General features: G+C 58.3%; 17 protein-coding genes. 6 read left to right on the top strand and 11 right to left on the bottom strand.

Annotation, left to right across the window (positions count from 1 at the left end; translation table 11 throughout):
• The first annotated feature begins 6 nt into the window (after positions 1–6).
• Entirely contained in the window at positions 7–729 is a 723-nt protein-coding gene (gene pnuC, locus FOV68_RS07290) for a nicotinamide riboside transporter PnuC (protein WP_010260155.1), read from the top strand.
• Here the strand turns inward: pnuC and zitB are convergent.
• The 4 genes from zitB to FOV68_RS07310 all read right to left on the bottom strand — a co-directional run bounded on the left by zitB (position 723) and on the right by FOV68_RS07310 (position 5,797).
• Positions 723–1,712, bottom strand: a complete 990-nt coding sequence (gene zitB, locus FOV68_RS07295; RefSeq protein WP_115765427.1) for a CDF family zinc transporter ZitB — start codon at positions 1,710–1,712, stop codon at positions 723–725. The genes pnuC and zitB overlap by 7 nt on opposite strands.
• Positions 1,690–4,734, bottom strand: coding sequence for an ATP-binding protein (locus tag FOV68_RS07300; protein WP_186289733.1), 3,045 nt, complete (start codon positions 4,732–4,734; stop codon positions 1,690–1,692). The genes zitB and FOV68_RS07300 overlap by 23 nt, the downstream gene beginning before the upstream one ends.
• Positions 4,735–4,748: 14 nt before the next feature.
• The gene (locus FOV68_RS07305; RefSeq protein ID WP_031593825.1) at positions 4,749–5,330 is read right to left on the bottom strand and encodes a response regulator transcription factor; all 582 of its coding nucleotides are present in this window, start codon (positions 5,328–5,330) and stop codon (positions 4,749–4,751) included.
• 98 nt (positions 5,331–5,428) lie between these two features.
• Positions 5,429–5,797, bottom strand: a complete 369-nt coding sequence (locus FOV68_RS07310) for a YbgS-like family protein (RefSeq protein ID WP_022626030.1) — start codon at positions 5,795–5,797, stop codon at positions 5,429–5,431.
• A gap of 287 nt (positions 5,798–6,084) precedes the next feature.
• Between FOV68_RS07310 and aroG the strand changes: the two genes are divergently transcribed.
• Entirely contained in the window at positions 6,085–7,137 is a 1,053-nt protein-coding gene (aroG, locus tag FOV68_RS07315) for a 3-deoxy-7-phosphoheptulonate synthase AroG (RefSeq protein ID WP_031593826.1), read from the top strand.
• Positions 7,138–7,339: 202 nt separating this feature from the next.
• Here aroG and gpmA read toward each other — a convergent pair whose 3' ends face one another.
• The 6 genes from gpmA to modE all read right to left on the bottom strand — a co-directional run bounded on the left by gpmA (position 7,340) and on the right by modE (position 14,025).
• Positions 7,340–8,092 (bottom strand): 2,3-diphosphoglycerate-dependent phosphoglycerate mutase, encoded by a 753-nt coding sequence (gpmA, locus tag FOV68_RS07320; RefSeq protein ID WP_003851893.1) that lies wholly within the window; start codon positions 8,090–8,092, stop codon positions 7,340–7,342.
• Between the two features lie 151 nt (positions 8,093–8,243).
• The gene (gene galM, locus FOV68_RS07325; protein WP_010669659.1) at positions 8,244–9,278 is read right to left on the bottom strand and encodes a galactose-1-epimerase; all 1,035 of its coding nucleotides are present in this window, start codon (positions 9,276–9,278) and stop codon (positions 8,244–8,246) included.
• Positions 9,272–10,420, bottom strand: a complete 1,149-nt coding sequence (gene galK, locus FOV68_RS07330; RefSeq protein WP_143990548.1) for a galactokinase — start codon at positions 10,418–10,420, stop codon at positions 9,272–9,274. Before galK ends, galM begins: the two co-directional genes overlap by 7 nt.
• Positions 10,417–11,463 (bottom strand): galactose-1-phosphate uridylyltransferase, encoded by a 1,047-nt coding sequence (galT, locus tag FOV68_RS07335; RefSeq protein WP_033756994.1) that lies wholly within the window; start codon positions 11,461–11,463, stop codon positions 10,417–10,419. The genes galK and galT overlap by 4 nt, the downstream gene beginning before the upstream one ends.
• A 237-nt stretch (positions 11,464–11,700) precedes the next feature.
• Positions 11,701–13,173: a molybdate ABC transporter ATP-binding protein ModF gene (gene modF / locus FOV68_RS07340; RefSeq protein ID WP_143990549.1), complete on the bottom strand. Its 1,473-nt coding sequence runs from the start codon at positions 13,171–13,173 to the stop codon at positions 11,701–11,703.
• 69 nt (positions 13,174–13,242) lie between these two features.
• Positions 13,243–14,025: a molybdenum-dependent transcriptional regulator gene (gene modE / locus FOV68_RS07345; protein ID WP_022626025.1), complete on the bottom strand. Its 783-nt coding sequence runs from the start codon at positions 14,023–14,025 to the stop codon at positions 13,243–13,245.
• Positions 14,026–14,161: 136 nt separating this feature from the next.
• Between modE and FOV68_RS07350 the strand changes: the two genes are divergently transcribed.
• The 4 genes from FOV68_RS07350 (at position 14,162) to modC (ending at position 16,979) form a co-directional block, all read left to right on the top strand.
• A complete protein-coding gene (locus FOV68_RS07350) occupies positions 14,162–14,317 on the top strand; it encodes an AcrZ family multidrug efflux pump-associated protein (protein WP_010260183.1) in 156 nt (51 codons plus the stop codon).
• A 144-nt stretch (positions 14,318–14,461) separates the two neighbouring features.
• Complete coding sequence (gene modA / locus FOV68_RS07355; protein WP_039391185.1) at positions 14,462–15,235, top strand: molybdate ABC transporter substrate-binding protein; 774 nt, start codon at positions 14,462–14,464, stop codon at positions 15,233–15,235.
• On the top strand, positions 15,232–15,921 hold the full coding sequence (gene modB / locus FOV68_RS07360; protein ID WP_083068666.1) for a molybdate ABC transporter permease subunit: 690 nt from the start codon (positions 15,232–15,234) through the stop codon (positions 15,919–15,921). The genes modA and modB overlap by 4 nt, the downstream gene beginning before the upstream one ends.
• Entirely contained in the window at positions 15,921–16,979 is a 1,059-nt protein-coding gene (modC, locus tag FOV68_RS07365; RefSeq protein ID WP_039391187.1) for a molybdenum ABC transporter ATP-binding protein ModC, read from the top strand. The genes modB and modC overlap by 1 nt, the downstream gene beginning before the upstream one ends.
• On the opposite strand, the gene FOV68_RS07370 is transcribed toward modC, so the two are convergent.
• Positions 16,980–17,798: a pyridoxal phosphatase gene (locus FOV68_RS07370; protein ID WP_010669666.1), complete on the bottom strand. Its 819-nt coding sequence runs from the start codon at positions 17,796–17,798 to the stop codon at positions 16,980–16,982.
• Between the last annotated feature and the right edge of the window lie 143 nt (positions 17,799–17,941).

Below are 17,941 nucleotides of genomic sequence, written 5' to 3' on the forward strand. Positions count from 1 at the left end.
CTCAGCATGGACTTCTTCAGCACACATAATATTCTGGTTCACATTCCTCTGGGTGCCGGAGGCTACGATCTCTCATGGATTGAGGCTATCGGCACGCTGGCGGGCTTACTCTGCATCTGGTTTGCCAGCCTGGAAAAAATCATCAATTATCCCTTTGGCCTGATTAACGTCACGCTGTTTGCGGTGATTTTCTTCCAGATCCAGCTCTACGCCAGCCTGCTGCTGCAGCTCTTCTTTTTTGCCGCCAATATCTACGGCTGGTACGCCTGGAGTCGGCAAACCTCCGATCATCAGGCGGCGCTGAAAATCCGCTGGCTGCCACTGCCTAAGGCGCTGGCCTGGACGGCGGGTTGTGTCATTGCAATTGCGCTGATGACCCTCTATATCGATCCGGTGTTTGCGCTGTTAACCCGAGCGGCCGTCACGCTGATGAACGGCCTTGGTCTGTCGGTGGCGATGCCCGCGCTGCAGCCGGATGCGTTCCCGTTCTGGGACTCCTGCATGATGGTGTTGTCGATTGCGGCGATGGTGCTGATGACGCGCAAATATGTTGAGAACTGGCTGCTGTGGGTCATCATCAACGTGATTAGCGTGATGATTTTTGCCCGTCAGGGCGTCTATGCGATGTCGCTGGAGTATGTGATTCTGACGCTGATTGCGCTGAACGGCTCACGCATGTGGATCCGCAGCGCGCGGCAACAGGGTTCCCGCGCGCTGTCGGCTCAGTGAGTGTGCACTTCGCCTTTAGCGTGAGCATGCTCATGGTCGTGGTCGTGTGAATGGCTATGATCATGGCCGGTGGCGGCAGCACCGCTTAAGCCGAGTTCACACTCGGCACCGGCACAGGGCTGATACTCCATCTGCACGGTCGCATGCGCAATCTGATAGTGCTGGCGCAGATAGTCGTGGATACGATGCAGCAGCGCATCGTGATCGTAAGGCGGGATCACCTGCGCATGCAGCGTCAGCAGCGGCTTTTCGCCCACCTGCCACAGATGCACATGGTGAACATTGCGCACCTCTGCGATGTTCAGGGTGAGATCCCGTATCAGCCGGTTCACATCCAGCGATCGCGGCGCCCCTTCCAGTAACTCCTGCAGACTCTCACGCAGCAGCGCCCAGGCGCTGCGCAGCACCAGCAGTGACACCAGCAACGACAGAATCGGGTCGATTGGGGTCCAGCCGGTCAGCATAATAATCACCGCCGCGACAATCGCACCCACCGAGCCAAGCAGGTCGCCCATCACATGCAGCGCCGCGGCACGCACGTTGAGATTCTTCTCTTCGCTGCCGTGATGCAGCAGCCAGAACGACAGAATATTGGCCAGCAGGCCGCCAATAGCAATCCCCAGCATCAGGCCGCCGGTCACCGGTTGCGGGTCGGCAAAGCGGCGCACCGCCTCCCAGACGATCAGTGCGGTAATGCCCAGCAGCGCAATGGCGTTAACAAATGCGGCCAGCGTGGTCAGACGCAGCAGGCCGAAGGTGTGGCGTGCATTGGGTTTACGGCGCGAGAACTGCACCGCCAGCAGGGCCATCAGCAGCGCGGCGGCATCGGTCAGCATATGCCCGGCGTCCGCCAGCAACGCCAGTGAACCCGAGAGCCAGCCGCCAATCACTTCAGCCACCATAAAGACAACGGTCACCCCGAAGGCGGCCGCCAGACGCGTGCGATTACTATCCTGCCCGCTATGAGTGTGGGTATGTGCCATAAGATTCCAGTTTTTTCAGTAACCTGTTTGCTAATAATATCAGTAATTGCCACGTCTCAGACGTGTCCTGATGCTGTTTTGCCTGCTCCGCCAGTTGCTGGCTGAGCTGTGCGCCGTGCTCCAGTCCCACCAGTAACCAGCTTCCTTTCATCCGGTGCGCCGCTTCGGCGAACGGTATCCACGCCTCGCGCTCGCGTGCTTCGCGCATCACGGCCAGATCCTGCGTCACCGTGTTGTGCAGCGTCTGGCTCAGACGGCGGAGGAATTTCTCATTCTGCTGTGCCAGTTGCCACAAATTGTCATCCAGCGCCGCCAGCGGATCTTCCTGCCACTCTGCCAGCAGCGCGCTGAGATCGGCTAACTGCACCGGTTTTATCATTACCCGCTCCCGCGCCTCCAGCGGTCGTGACAGCAGCTGGGCATCAGCGGAGCAGAGCACCCGCATCGCCTGACGCTTCCGCTGACGGTCACGCCGCCGCAATATCCGCAGCAGCAGCGTGCCGTCAGGCCGCGGCATCATCTGGTCGATAAACAGCAGGTCATAAGGCTGCTGCGCATCGGCCTGCAGCAGTGCGCGTCCCTGCTCAAAGATGTCAGCCTGAATCGCAAAACGCGACAGCTGCTGCTGCATCACCAGCAGATTGGTCGGATGGTCATCGACAATCGCCACCCGCAGCGGTGGAAGGTCGGGAAGGGCGGTTTCATCCACGTGGTTTGCTGGTGCGCAGACCTCCAGTGGCAGCGTCACGGTGACCTGGGTGCCGTGACCGGGTTCAGAGGCGAGACGGATGTCGCCGCCCATCCGCTGCACCATTTCCCGGCAGATAAACAGCCCCAGGCCGCTGCCCTGCACCGAAACCGATTTACCGGACGGTGCCTGATACCAGGGATCGAACAGCTTCTGCTGTTCCTCTGGCGGAATGCCGCTGCCGCTGTCGCTCACCGTCAGAATCAGCTGTTGTTGCTGTGCGGCCAGCGTCAGGCGAATCGCGCCGTGGCGGGTAAATTTCAGCGCATTGGTCATCAGGTTGTTGACCACCTGCTGCAGGCGATCGGCATCGATCATCACGGCATCAGGCAGCGGCGTCAGCGCCTCGACGATCAGATGCGGGCCATCTTCGCGCATTAACGGATGATAAAAGTGCTGCTGCTGATTGAGCCACTGCGCCAGCGCCAGCGGACGGGGAGCCAGGGTAAAACTGTTGCTCTCGATGCGCGCATGATCCTGCAGATCATTCAGCAACGTCAGCAGCGATTGCGCACTGCTGTGCAGCAGCGTCAGGTTCTGGCTGCTGTGCTGCTGCTTCTCCAGCTCAAGCAGCCCCAGGATCGCCTGCATCGGCGTGCGCAGCTCATGACTGACGGTCGCCAGGAACTGGCTCTTCATCGCATTGGCGTGCTCAGCCTGTTCACGCTGCTGACGCTCCCGGCGCTGCTGCCAGTAGCGGCGCGCCAGCAGCAACAGCAGCAGCGCAATGGCCGCACCTGCCACCGCCAGCACCATCATTGGCAGCGAACGCATCACCATCACGCTGCCGGGCTGCGGCGGGGTTGACCAGCTATCGCGCATCTGGCTCTGCGTGTCAGCCGGGATCTGCTGCAGAGCGCGATCCAGCAGGGTGCGCAGCACAGGCTGTTCAGGCGTCACGCCCAGCGCGATCGGCCAGGCGATGTCGCTGGCAGCGAAAGCGAGATGGATGCGCGCATCATCGCGACTGGCGATACGCCAGCGGGCAGAGAGCACGTTATCGACCAGCGCATCGATCTGCCCCTTTGCCAGAGCATCATAGAGGCTATTACGATCGGCAAACTGCTGCGGCTGCAGATCCGCAGGCAACAGACGCAGCGACAGGTCATCCTGCAACACGCCGATACGCTTGCCGCGCAGGTCGCGCCAGTGCGCCAGCGTGTCGGGCTGCAGGCTGTAGATGCCCCACAGCGCGCGCCAAACCGGCAGCGAGGTGCTCTGCATCGCATCGCCGTTCAGCGGCTGCATCAGCTGCAGCATCGCCTGCTGCTGGCCGATCAGCGTGTTCGCCTGACGCGGATTGCTGACCCACACCGGTTCAAACTGCAGGCCGGTACTCTGGGCTATCGCTTTCAGCAAATCCACGCCATAGCCTCTGGCGGTCCCGCTGGCATCGCGATAACTCCAGGGATAGTTGTCCGGTTCGGCGGTGTAAGTAATACGTGGATGATCGGCAATCCAGGCGCGTTCAGTGGGGCTGAGCATCAGGGTCTGCGTATCCTGATAGCGCGGCAGGGTACTGCTCCAGCGCGCCTGCAGCGTGTTCATCAGTTCTGCTGGCAACTGACGCAGGCTCTGATTAATCCAGCTGATAAGCTCCGGATCGCGGGAGACCGCGCGCAGGTTGAGCTGTCCGGCCTCGATGTGTGAGGCGATCTGATAGATCTGGCCCTGTTGCAGCTGGCTCAGCAGAAAACCGGCGCTGGTTTCATCCGCCACCACATAATCATTCTGCTGATTCAGCAGGGTATAGAGCGCCTGCAGATCACTGCTGTAGCGTCGCCAGCTGTGGCGGGCCGCCAGCGCAGGCGGCAGTTGTGCCAGCGTGCTTTCGCTGATCGCCAGTTGGGCATTCTGGCTGTTAAACATCACGGCACGCTGGTTTTGCTGATTGCGGTAGACCCGAAGCGGACTGCTGTACCAGTTATCGCTGCTCAGGGCGCCGGCTGGCAGGGGGGAAATCCACATGCCAAGCGCAAAATCGATCTGGCCACTGTTCAGCGCCTGCATAAGATGCGGCTGATCGCTGTAGAGGTTGAGGCTGAATTGTGCGCCCGTCAGCTGCCGCAGGGCGGAAAGATAGTCGGCATTGATGCCATACAGGTCGTTGCCGATGCGCATCGCCCAGGGGGCGTGGTTCTCTTCCAGCAGGCCAACACGCAGGATTTTGCCCTGCATGGTTTCCGCGTGCGTCACCGGCAGCATCATCGGCAGATTGATGCTGCTCACCGGACGCACCTCAGCCAGAACGGAGCCGCACAGCAACAGCAGCATCAGCAGGAGAGTTCTCACTGCTGCGCCTTCCACAGGTCAGCCAGTTCCACCACCGAACGGGTACCGGTTTTTTCCAGAATGTTCTTTTTATGGGTGCTGACCGTTTTGTTACTGATGTGCAACTGGGCGGCGATTTGCAGATTGGACAGGCCGCTGGCCAGCAGCGCCAGAATCTGACGCTCTTTCTGGGTCAGCGGAAGTTCCGGCTCATCATCCATCACCGGAAACGCCGTCTGACCGCCCAGCACCGCCAGGATAGCGCTAAGCAGTTGCGCCATGCGCTGGCTCTTCACCACATAACCGGCGGCACCCAGCGCCTGGGCACGACGCACATAGTGGCGGGTCTGCTGAGCAGAATAGATCAATACCGGGCAGTCGGGCCGATGGATCTTCAGGCGACGCAGGAACTCCAGCCCATCGCTGTCCGGCAGGCCAATATCCAGCACGATGATGTCCAGTGGCTGCTGAAGCAGGGGACGGGCGGCTTTTTCACTGCTGGCAGAGAGGAGCTGAACCGGAAAGGGCGACTGGCTCAGAGCGGCTTCAAGTGCCACTTCAACCAGCGGATGATCGTCAATCAGAAGCAAAACGGCCATGAAGGATTTCCTGTAAATTTCACAGGATTAGCATAGCGGAAGAGTGGGGCAGAGGGGAGAAAAACCAGGAGAGCATCACCTCTCCTGGTTAAACAGAATTACTGAGTGGTGCCGTCGGTTTTGGTATCTACGTCACCGCCGCCCACTTTAGTCTGAACTTTTTTATTGATGTTCGGACATTTACCATCTTTACACTGGGCGTTCTGGTCCATTTCGTTAGCAGACATATTACCATGGCTGGTGGTGCTGCCAGACGTTGCAGGATTCGTATCGTTGCCAGTGTTATTAATTTTGCTGTTATCGACATTATTTGGCGGCAGATTCTCTTTCGCTCCGCCCGCTGCTGCACCTGCACTGGCTGCCTGATTCGATGTACCGTTATTGCTGCTGCTGTCTGCAGCCAGTACCGCACCGCTGCTCAGTGTCATTGCTGCTGTCAAAAAGAGTAAGGCAAACTTTTTCATCATTATGCTCCCGTTAATAAATGAAGGTGCTTTAAGCCCAGAGGTGCAATTTCGGGTAATAAAATCCCTGACGAAATATAATTCGCCGGTTGGCTTAAACAGGGTGATTTAATCTGGTAAGCGGGACGTTCCTCAGTGCTTACCATTAAAAAGTCTAGTCGCTAACCTGATTAATGCAAATATCACCCGCACATTTAACCCGCAGCGGGAATTTACACCCCTGGCGCTTCGGGCTACATTGGGCAGGTTGTGTCCGGCGGGCGCCGGGCCAGAAATAATATGGAATCAGTATGAATTACCAGAACGATGACTTACGCATCAAAGAGATTAAAGAGCTATTACCTCCGGTTGCGCTGCTCGAAAAATTCCCGGCGACCGATCGTGCTGCACAGACCGTTTCACAGGCCCGTCAGGCGATTCATCAGATCCTGCAGGGCAAGGACGATCGCCTGCTGGTGGTGATCGGCCCCTGTTCGATTCATGACACAGAAGCGGCGAAAGAGTATGCCGACCGCCTGCTGGCGCTGCGTGATGAGCTGAAAGGCGAGCTGGAAGTGGTGATGCGGGTCTATTTTGAAAAGCCGCGCACCACGGTGGGCTGGAAAGGGCTGATCAACGATCCGTATATGGATAACAGCTACCAGCTCAACGATGGTCTGCGTCTGGCGCGTAAGCTGCTGCTGGATATTAACAACAGCGGTTTACCGGCGGCGGGCGAGTTTCTGGATATGATTACCCCGCAATATGTGGCTGACCTGATGAGCTGGGGCGCGATTGGCGCGCGCACCACGGAATCTCAGGTACACCGTGAGCTGGCGTCGGGTCTCTCCTGTCCGGTCGGCTTCAAAAACGGCACCGATGGCACCATTAAGGTGGCGATCGATGCGATTAACGCGGCGGGTTCACCACACTGTTTCCTGTCAGTGACGAAGTATGGTCACTCCGCCATTGTGGAAACCAGCGGCAACGGTGACTGCCATATCATTCTGCGCGGCGGCAAAGAGCCGAACTACAGTGCGCAGCATGTTGCAGAGGTCAAAGAGGGCCTGGCAAAAGCGGGTCTGCCACAGCAGGTGATGATCGATTTCAGCCACGCCAACAGCAGCAAGCAGTTCCAGCGTCAGATGGTTGTGGCAGACGATGTCTCACAGCAGCTGATTAACGGTGAGCAGGCGATTGTCGGTGTGATGATCGAGAGTCATCTGGTGGAAGGCAACCAGAGCCTGGAGAGTGGCGAGCCGCTGGTCTATGGCAAAAGCGTCACCGACGCCTGTATCGGCTGGGAAGATACCGACAAGGTACTGCGTCAGCTGGCAGCAGCGGTTAAACAGCGCCGCGGCTGAGTGGGATAACTGACAAGGTCTGACCCGGTTCGCTTTGAGGATTGTGCCTCTGACCGTGTTCCCTGCGCTTTGAGCTAATCAGTTGTTGCCAGGCTCATTGTTCTCTTTATTCTGACAACGAACACAGTGCGCAGCGTTCGTGCGCTCAGCCCAATAAAAAAGGCCAGACTTTCGTCTGGCCTTTTTGCATTTCAGCGAGAAATTACTTCGCTTTACCCTGATTCGCAACGGCTGCGGCTTTCGCGGCAATCTCGTCCTGGTCGCCCAGGTAGTAGCGTTTCAGCGGTTTGAAGTTTTCATCGAACTCATAAACCAGCGGTACGCCGGTAGGGATGTTCAGTTCGAGGATTTCATCTTCGCTCAGGTTATCCAGATATTTCACCAGCGCACGCAGTGAGTTGCCGTGTGCGGCAATGATCACTTTCTCACCGCTTTTGATGCGCGGCAGAATGGTGTCGTTCCAGTAAGGGATAACGCGGTCGATGGTCAGCGCCAGGCTTTCGGTGGTTGGCAGCTGCTCTGGGGTCAGTTTCGCGTAACGCGGATCATGGCCCGGGAAGCGCTCATCTGAACGATCCAGCTCTGGTGGGGTAACGGCAAAGCCGCGACGCCATTGCTTAACCTGCTCATCACCATATTTGGCAGCGGTTTCCGCTTTATCCAGACCCTGCAGCGCACCGTAGTGACGCTCGTTCAGACGCCAGGTTTTCTCAACCGGCAGCCAGGCCTGATCCAGCTCATCCAGCACATTCCACAGCGTGTGAATGGCACGCTTCAGTACTGAGGTGTAAGCGAAATCGAAAACAAAGCCCTCTTTTTTCAGCAGCTGACCTGCTGATTTGGCTTCGCCACGACCTTTCTCAGAAAGGTCAACATCATACCAACCGGTAAAGCGGTTTTCGTTGTTCCACTGGCTTTCGCCGTGTCGCACCAGAACCAGCTTAGTTACAGCCATAGCTTAACTCCTTAATACTGTGATGTTTCTGTGAGATTGGAAACCTGCTGCTGCCCGCCTGACACGCGAGCTGATTGCGCCATACCATAACGGAAAAGCGAGCAGCGCGTAAGCCTGTGTGTGACGCACTGCGCGTTTTTCAGCCGGAGGCTCAGCGTGGCGTGAAGCGATAACGCGTCACGGATTCCCAGCGATCTCCCGGCTGCAGCCAGCAATCAGGCTGAGGCCACTCAGCATGATTAGGCGAATCCGGTAAAAATTCGCTCTCCAGCGCAATACCCTGAAATGCAGTATAGCTCGCCTGCTCGCGGGCACGGGTGCCCGCCAGGTAGTTGCCGGAGTAGAACTGCAACGCCGGTGCCGAAGTGGTCACGCTGAGCTGCAGTCTGCCATCTTCCGACCAGAGTTCTGCCGCAGGCTGAGTGTCGTCGCCTGCGCTGTTGAGCAGAAACGCATGGTCATAGCCCTTCACCGCCCGCTGGTCGTCGTCTGCCAGAAACTCCTGTGCCACGACTTTGGCCTCGCGGAAATCAAAACTGGTTCCGGCAACCTCTTTCAGCGGCGCATTCGGGATGCCTTCGCTGTCGACCGGCAGATAATGGTCGGCGTGCAGTTGTAAGCGATGCTGGCGAGCGTCGCCATGATGCGCATCAAGGTTAAAGTAGGCGTGGTTAGTCAGATTGACCGGGCAGGGCTGATCGCAGCGCGCTTCATAGCTAATGCTCAGGCAGTTCTGGTCATCCAGCTGGTAGCGCAGATCGGCAATCAGATTGCCGGGATAGCCCTGATCGCCATCAGGCGAATCAATGCGGTAGTGCACCTCACTGTCAGACTGGCTGACAATCTGCCAGCGGCGCTTATCAAAGCCTTCTGGTCCGCCATGCAGCTGATGTGCGCCCTGGTTCGGCACCAGCTGGCGATTCAGTTTATTCAGTTTCGCCCCGGCGATGCGGTTAGCGTAGCGGCCGACCGTCGCGCCCAGATAGGCATCCTGATGCAGATAGTCAGAGGGCGTGGCGCAGCCAAGTAGCGCTTCACGCACCGTGCCATCCTGCATCGGCACGCGGGCGGAGAGCCAGGTTGCGCCCCAGTCCATAAAGGTTGCCAGCATGCCGTTGGCATTGCGCAGCACCGTTATGCGCCACGGCTGACCGTCGGGCGCATGGGAGTTGACGTCATTCAGCATTGGCCGGCTCCTTCAGAGGCTTTGCAGACGTAGAAGGTCTCTTTGATGCCGGTCGCTGCTTCATACTGCTCCGCTACGGCGGCTTTAACCTGATCGACCAGATCCAGTGGCATCAGCGCGACGATACAGCCACCAAAGCCGCCGCCGGTCATACGCACGCCGCCGCGCTCACCGATCTGCGCTTTCACGATCTCTACCAGGGTATCGATCGGTGGCACGGTGATCTCGAAGTCGTCACGCATCGAGGCGTGAGATTCGGCCATCAGCTGGCCCATACGGGTCAGGTCGCCCTGCGTCAGCGCATCAGCCGCTTCCAGGGTGCGGGCGTTCTCGGTCAGGACGTGACGCACGCGTTTTGCCACCTGCGGGTCGAGCTGCGCCTGTGCCGCTTCAAACTCGGCCAGTTCAACGTCACGCAGTGCCTTCTTATTGAAGAAACGCGCGCCCGCTTCACACTGCTCACGACGCGTGTTGTATTCGCTGCCAACCAGGGTACGACGGAAGTTGGAGTTGATGATCACCACCGCGATATCTTCCGGCATCGACACCGGACGCGTGCCCAGCGTGCGGCAGTCGAGCAGCATGGCGTGATCTTTCCGGCCCAGCGCTGAGATCAGCTGGTCCATGATGCCGCAGTTACAGCCGACGAACTGGTTTTCCGCTTCCTGACCATTCACGGCAATGGCGGCGCCATCCAGCGGCAGATTATAGAGCTGCTGCACTACGGTGCCGACCGCCACTTCCAGCGACGCAGATGAGCTGAGGCCCGCGCCCTGAGGCACGTTGCCGCTGATCACCATATCGATACCGCCGAAATCGGCATGACGCCGTTGCAGATGTTTCACCACGCCGCGTACATAGTTGGCCCACATCGGTTCCTGCAGGCTGACGATCTCTTCATCCAGCGAGAATGTGTCCTGCGCATTCTCATAATCCGCCGCGACCACCCGAATCTGGCGATCGTCACGGCGGGCACAGGCAATCACCGTCTGGTAATCGATAGCGCACGGCAGCACGAAGCCGTCGTTATAGTCGGTATGCTCGCCAATCAGGTTAACGCGGCCCGGTGCCTGAATAGTATGCGTAGCGGCGTAACCGAAGGTGTCAGAGAAAAGCTGCTGCGTGATGGTTTTTAAGCTCATTGTTGTGCCTCACGGAAGTGAACGTCGCTGACAGAACGCAGACGTTCTGCCGCCTGCTCCGCCGTTAAATCGCGTTGGGTTTCGGCCAGCATTTCATAGCCAACCATAAATTTACGCACCGTTGCTGAGCGCAGCAGCGGCGGATAGAAGTGAGCATGCAACTGCCAGTGATCGTTGGCTTCGCCGTTAAACGGCGCGCCGTGCCAGCCCATGGAGTAGGGGAATGAGCACTGGAACAGGTTGTCGTATCGGCTGGTCAGCAGCTTAAGCGCCAGCGCCAGGTCGGTACGCTGCGCCTCATTGAGGTCGGTAATTCGTTTGACGTGCGCTTTCGGCAGCAGCAGGGTTTCAAACGGCCAGGCGGCCCACCACGGCACAACCGCCAGCCAGTGATCGGTTTCCACCACGGTGCGGCTGCCATCCTGCTGTTCGCGAGCCAGATAATCGACCAGCATCGGCGAGCCATGTTTAGCGAAATAGTCGCGCTGATGATCATCTTCACGCTGCGCTTCATTCGGCAGGAAGCTGTTGGCCCAGATCTGACCATGGGGATGGGGGTTGGAGCAGCCCATCGCCGCGCCTTTGTTCTCAAACACCTGCACCCAGGGATAGTGCTGACCCAGATCGGCGGTCTGTGCCTGCCAGGTACGCACCACCTCTTCCAGTGCGTTCAGCGACATCTCCGGCAGGGTTTTGCTGTGATCGGGCGAGAAGCAGATGACCCGACTGGTGCCGCGTGCGCTTTCACAACGCATCAGGATATCGTCGCTCTCGGGCGCGTCTGGCGTGTCGGTCATCAGCGCAGCAAAGTCATTGGTAAAGACGTAGGTGCCTGCATAGTCCGGGTTTTTGTCGCCGGTGATGCGGGTGTTTCCGGCACACAGGAAGCAGTCCGGATCGTGCGCCGGTAACGTATTGACCGCCGGGGTTTCCTGCGCGCCTTGCCACGGACGTTTGGCCCGATGAGGTGAAACTAAAATCCATTGATCAATCAGTGGATTGTAACGGCGATGCGGGTGATCGACCGGGTTGAATTTTTCCATGTTAGATCCTGGTAAGCGTCAAAAGCCAAAGAGGCATTGGTAAAAAGTAGCACATCATCGCGCCCGAAAGCGTGATCAAGTCTGGATAAATGGTATCGCTTACACAAGCTGAATATTCTTATTTCGTGGCATTGTGTGCGGATATATGGCGTGAAAGGCGATGCCGAATGGTAGCGCTTACACAAGGGCGCTTTAAAACGCCGCAGCAGCGGCGTGGGGTGACCCGTTATAAGAGCCTTAGTGCAGATTTTCCTGCTGATAGTGAAAGCCGCCGTCATGGGCGATAAAGCTCAGGCGATGTGTGATGCAGGCGGGCGCATCTTCCGCGTGATGCGAAACAAACAGCAGCTGAGTCCGTCCCTCGCCAATCAGCACATCGACAAAGCGCCGCACCAGCTGGCGGTTAATCGGGTCGAGCCCCTGTAGTGGCTCATCCAGTATCAGCAGCGTCGGATGCTTAACCAGCGCGCGGGCAATCAGCACCAGCCGCTGCTGTCCCCATGAGAGCGAGTGGAACGGCGCATCGGCCTGTCCGTTATCCATCCCCAGCAGTGCCAGCCACTGCTGCGCCAGCGCTTTTTGCCGGTCAGAAGCTGCCTGATAGAGACCAATAGAGTCGAAAAAGCCCGACAGGATCACCGTGCGCACATTGGTGCTGACGCGATAATCGAGATGCAGGCTGCTGCTGACATAGCCAATATGCTGCTTGATATCCCAGATGGTTTCGCCACTGCCGCGACGGCGGCCAAACAGGGTTAAATCATTGCTGTAGCCCTGAGGATGATCGCCGGTCACCAGGCTAAGCAGGGTCGATTTTCCGGCGCCGTTCGGACCGGTGATCTGCCAGTGCTCGCCGGCGTTGACCTGCCAGTTCAGCCCCTGAATTACTGGCTTATCGTTATACGAGACGGTGCCGTTGCGCAGGATAACGCGCGGCGCATCATCCGCCAGCGATGGCAGCTGATCCGGCGCATCCGCCTCAGGTAACGCCATTCCCATCAGCTGTTCACTATGTGCCAGCTGCGCCACCAGCGCTTCTGTTAAAATGGCCTGGCGTGGCCCGCTGTGGGTGAGGGTGCACTCTGCCAGCACGCCAACCTGCTGAATGAAGTCGGGAATATCGTCAAAGCGATTGAGCACCAGCACCAGGGTAAATGTCGGCTGCTGCAGGCCGCGCAGCGTGTCGGTCAGGCTGGCGCGCGACGCCACATCCAGCCCGTCAAACGGCTCATCCAGAATCAGCAAATCTGGCTGGTTCATCAATGCCTGACAGAGCAGGGTTTTGCGGGTTTCGCCGGTAGAGAGATATTTAAAGCGGCGTGAAAGCAGCGCTTCGATGCCGAACTGCTGTGCCAGCTGCTCGCAGCGCTCGGGCTGCTGAACCTCCGCCTGAATCACCTCTGCCACGGTCAGCCCGGTATCCTCTTCACCTTCGCTGAGCATATCGGTGTTGTTGCGCTGCCACTCCTGCGCCACCAGGGTTTGTAGCTGCTCCAGCGACAGCCGGACCGGACGTCTGAAATCGCTGCTGACTGAACCGGCCAGCGGCGGAAGTTCTCCAGAGAGTGCGCGCGCCAGTGATGATTTGCCGCTGCCGTTGGCACCGACAAACGCCCAGCTTTCGCCGCGCTGCAGTTCCACCTGATTCAGGCTCAGTATCCGGGTATCGCTAAGACGAAATGTGCCTTGCGAAATGTGCAATGAAGCCATGATCTGTTCCATTTTTTGCATCGTGTTACTGAGTTGTAACCATTGCCCGTAATGAAGTCAAATCAACCGCTAGAGCAGGGTGGCGACGATGGCGTGTTCCGCATTGAAACTGGCGATCACGGCGTCGCCGGGCTGCAGCCTGAGTTGCTGTAGCTGATCGTTGCTCAGGGTCGCGCACAGGGTTTCGCCGCTGGCGAGCTTCATCAGCACTTCACTCATCTGCTCGCCGGGTTCGATGGCACTGACCGTCGCTGCCAGCTGATTGTCATCCTGTGCGGCGTCACGACTGATGCGGATCCACGGCGCTTTGATCAGTACCAGCACCTCTTTACCCGCGGCCAGTTGCAGGCGATCGGCGCTGCGCTGGGTCAGCGCCACATTAAGCTGCGTGACGCCATCGGCCAGTTGAATCAGCAGATGCTGGACCACCTGCTGCGCATCGTTACTGACGACGGTGCCAAACAGCTGGTTACGGGCGCTGGTCTGCAGCGAGAAGCGGGCGATGGCCGCCAGCAGACTGTCGAGCGGTAACGTATCCTGCTGCAGCGCATCAAAGGCTTTCTGCTGGATCTGCTCCATCAGCTGGAACAGCTGAATCAGGCGTTCACCGTAGCGGGTCAGCGTTGCGCCACCGCCGCCTTTGCCGCCGGTGGCCCGCTCTACCAGCGTTTCATCCGCCATCTGGTTCATCTCATTAATCGCATCCCAGGCACTTTTGTAGCTGATGCCGGCCAGCTTCGCACCCTGACTGATCGACCCGGTCTGCTGTACGCGTTTCAGCAGCTCAATACGTCGCGGATCGGCAAACAGTTTCTGTTGTAAACGGATATGAAGGGACAGTTCGGCTTCCATGGCAGCTCCGGCAAAGGGTTAAGGCGAAGGCCGATGATAGCGGCGTTTTGTGACCAAAGTAAAAGCACGAAAAGGGCTGCGCAAAATTTTGCTGACCCGTTACAATCTCTTTTTTGTTAGCAGAGTGAGACTCTCCATGCTGGAATTACTTAAAAGCCTCGCCGTCGCCATACTGATGGTGCCTGTGGTGATGGCGCTGATGCTGGGTATGATTTATGGCCTGGGTGAAGTGTTTAACGTCATCTCTAAAATTGGTCATCGCGAAAAATCCTCAGCCCGTTCGCACAATTAATTGCTGCCACGCCCGCCATCTGCGCGGGCGTGGTTGTTTTTAACTCACCTGATTTAACCTTTTGTTCCCCCTGCCGATAATTTACTGAACCTCACTGACATTGCGCTATATTATCCGCTACACAACGAATAGCCGGAGAAAATCATGTCATTTAAACACTATCGCTGGGGCGTCGCGGCCCTGATCACCGTTTCGCTGGCCGGACAGGCTGTGGCCGCCGACAACATTACTGTGTTTGCCGCGGCTTCACTGACCAACGCGATGCAGGATATTGCCAGCCGTTACAAGCAGGAAAAGGGGGTGACGGTGGTCTCTTCATTTGCCTCCTCTTCAACGCTGGCGCGCCAGATTGAGCAGGGTGCTCCTGCCGATCTCTTTATCTCTGCCGATCAGCAGTGGATGGATGATGCGGTGGCGAAAAAAAGTGTGATTACCAGCAGCCGCTATACCCTGCTGGGCAACGATCTGGTGCTGATTGCGCCACGCAGTGCCGCAGCCAAAGCGGTGACGCTGGATCCGAAGACTGACTGGAAAACATTGCTGCACGGGGAGCGTCTGGCGGTCGGCGATCCGGACCACGTTCCCGCGGGCATCTACGCCAAAGAGGCGCTGCAAAAACTGGGTGCCTGGGAAGGCGTTGCGCCTTCGTTAGCGCCAGCCAATAATGTTCGGGCAGCGCTGGCCCTGGTCGAGCGTAATGAAACGCCCTATGGCATTGTCTACGGTTCTGACGCGGTCGCCAGCGACAAAGTGCAGGTCGTCGGGCATTTTCCGGCAACCAGCCATAAGCCGGTGGAATATCCGATGGCGATAGTTAACGATCACGACAATGCCGCCGTTAAAGCGTTTTATGATTATCTGAAAGGGCCTCAGGCCGCAGCTATCTTCAAACATTACGGATTCACACCGACGAAATGATACTCAGCGATCCCGAATGGCAGGCGGTACTGCTTAGCCTTAAAGTCTCTGGCATAGCCGTGATGGGCAGCCTGCCGTTTGGCATCCTGATGGCCTGGATTCTGGTGCGCTGCCGTTTTCCCGGTAAAGCGCTGCTCGACAGCCTGATCCACCTGCCGCTGGTGTTGCCGCCGGTGGTGGTGGGGTATCTGCTGCTGATTAGCCTTGGGCGGCGCGGCATCATAGGCGAAAAGCTTTATGACTGGTTCGGCTTCAGCTTTGCTTTCAGCTGGCGCGGTGCCGCACTGGCCTCTGCCGTGATCGCCTTTCCGTTGATGGTGCGTGCCATCCGGCTGGCGCTGGAGGCGGTGGATAACCGGCTGGAGCAGGCGGCGCGCACGCTGGGCGCCGGACGCTGGCGGGTCTTTTTCACCATCACGCTCCCGCTGACGTTGCCTGGCGTCATCGTCGGTACGGTGCTGGCGTTTGCCCGATCGCTGGGTGAGTTCGGCGCCACCATCACCTTTGTTTCCAATATTCCCGGCGAGACGCGCACGCTGCCGCTGGCGATGTTTACCCTGATAGAGACGCCCGGCGCGGAAGGGGCGGCGGCACGGCTCTGCGTCATCGCGATCGTGCTGGCGCTGGCGTCACTGCTGGCGTCGGAGTGGCTGGCACGTGCAGGCCGTAAGCGGATGGGAAACTGATGCTATCACTCAACTTTATGCAGCAGCAGGGCGATCACGTGCTGGAGGTCGACCTGCAGATCCCGGCCAAAGGGATCACTGCTATTTTCGGTGTGTCCGGCGCCGGAAAAACCTCGCTGATCAACGCGATCAGCGGGCTGACTCAGCCGCAAAGGGGACGGATCCAGCTGCACGATCGCCTGCTGTTTGATGCGGAGCAGAAGATTGCGCTGCCGCCGGAAAAACGGCGTATCGGTTATGTCTTCCAGGATGCGCGGCTGTTCCCGCACTATCGGGTCCGAGGCAACCTGCAATATGGTATGGCACCTAAGATGAAAGCGCAGTTCGACAGTCTGGTTTCACTGCTGGGTCTGGAGGCGCTGCTGCCGCGCTTTCCGCTGTCGCTGTCGGGCGGGGAAAAGCAGCGGGTCGCGATTGGCCGTGCGCTGCTGACCGCACCGGATATGCTGCTGCTGGATGAGCCGCTGGCGTCACTGGATCTGCCACGCAAACGTGAACTGATGCCCTATCTGCAAAAGCTGGCGAAGCAGGTCGATATTCCGATGCTCTACGTTTCGCACAGTCTGGAGGAGATCCTGCAGCTGGCCGATAACGTGCTGGTGCTGGATGCGGGCAAGGTCAAAGCCTTTGGTCCGCTGGAGCGGGTATGGAGCAGCAGCGCGATGCGGCCCTGGCTGCCAGTGAGTGAACTGACCAGCGTGCTGCGGGTGCAGGTGCTGGAGCAGCATCCCGACTATCCGATGACCGCGCTGTCGCTGGGCGATCAGCACATCTGGGTCAGCCGGGTGAATCAGCCGGTTAAAACCCCGCTGCGTATTCGCATTGCCTCGGCCGATGTCTCGCTGGCGCTGCAACCGCCGCAACACAGCTCTATCCGCAACATTTTACCGGCACAGGTGGTGGAATTGCTGGAGGTCGGGGACCAGGTTGAGGTGAAGCTGCGCATCGGCATCAGCGAACTCTGGGCGCGCATCACGCCGTGGGCGCGGGATGAGCTGGGCATCCGGCCGGATCAGTGGCTTTATGCCCAGATCAAAAGCGTCTCGGTGACGCCCTGATTACAACACGTACTGATAGAGGGTATCGGCAATACCGGTTTCAAGGTTGGTGCCGATGACCATTTTCGCCCGCGCTTTGATTGCCTCATCGGCATTGCCCATCGCCACGCCCAGTCCGGCCGTTTCCAGCATGCTGAGATCGTTATAGTTATCACCGAACGCGATCACATCGGACATACTCAGCCCCAGTGATTCAACCCACTGCGCCAGTCGTTTGCCTTTGCTGTTGCCGCCTTTGGCGATATCCACCTGATCGTGCCACGACCATTCACAGGCCAGCCCCAGTTCCGCTTCCACCCTGGTGGCGAACTGCTGCAGTTCCGGGATGTTGTTGTGCGACAGGGCAAACTTCCAGATCGAACCGGCGTCGCGTGCCGCCTGGGCTAAGTCGGGCACCTGGCGGAACAGTGGACGCTGGTGGGCAGGCAGCGATTCGGCCCATTTCAGGGTGCGCATCACGTGGCCGGTCGGGGTCTGATAGAGCATCGCATCATCCACGTAGAGCAACCCGTGAATCTGCTGCTGATTCAGCATCTCAATTACCTGCAACGCCAGTTGCGGGTCGAGGGGATCGGACGCCAGCACCTTTTTCGCCTGGTAATCATACAAATAGGTGCCATTACAGCAGATTGCGGGTGTATCCAGCTGTAACGCCTGATAAAAAGGGTGGATAGCGCAGTGATGGCGTCCGGTCACGATAGCGACATGAACGCCCGCCTGGCGTGCCTGATTTAGCGCTTCGATTGACTGCGGCAGAATCGTTTTGGCTGGGGTCAGCAGCGTGCCGTCGAGATCGAGGGCAATTACACGGTAGCTCATTAATCCTCTCGTTTTTCCTGGTTTGCAGGGGCTGAAGTCTACACCTCACCACGGTCCGGAGACAAAAAACAGGGCACAAATGATCCCAGCGTAGGGCAATAAAACAGGCTACAGTGATTCACAAATCATGATCAGGCAGCAAA

The sequence above is a fragment of the Pantoea sp. paga genome (assembly GCF_007558755.1).
Lineage (GTDB): Bacteria > Pseudomonadota > Gammaproteobacteria > Enterobacterales > Enterobacteriaceae > Pantoea > Pantoea agglomerans.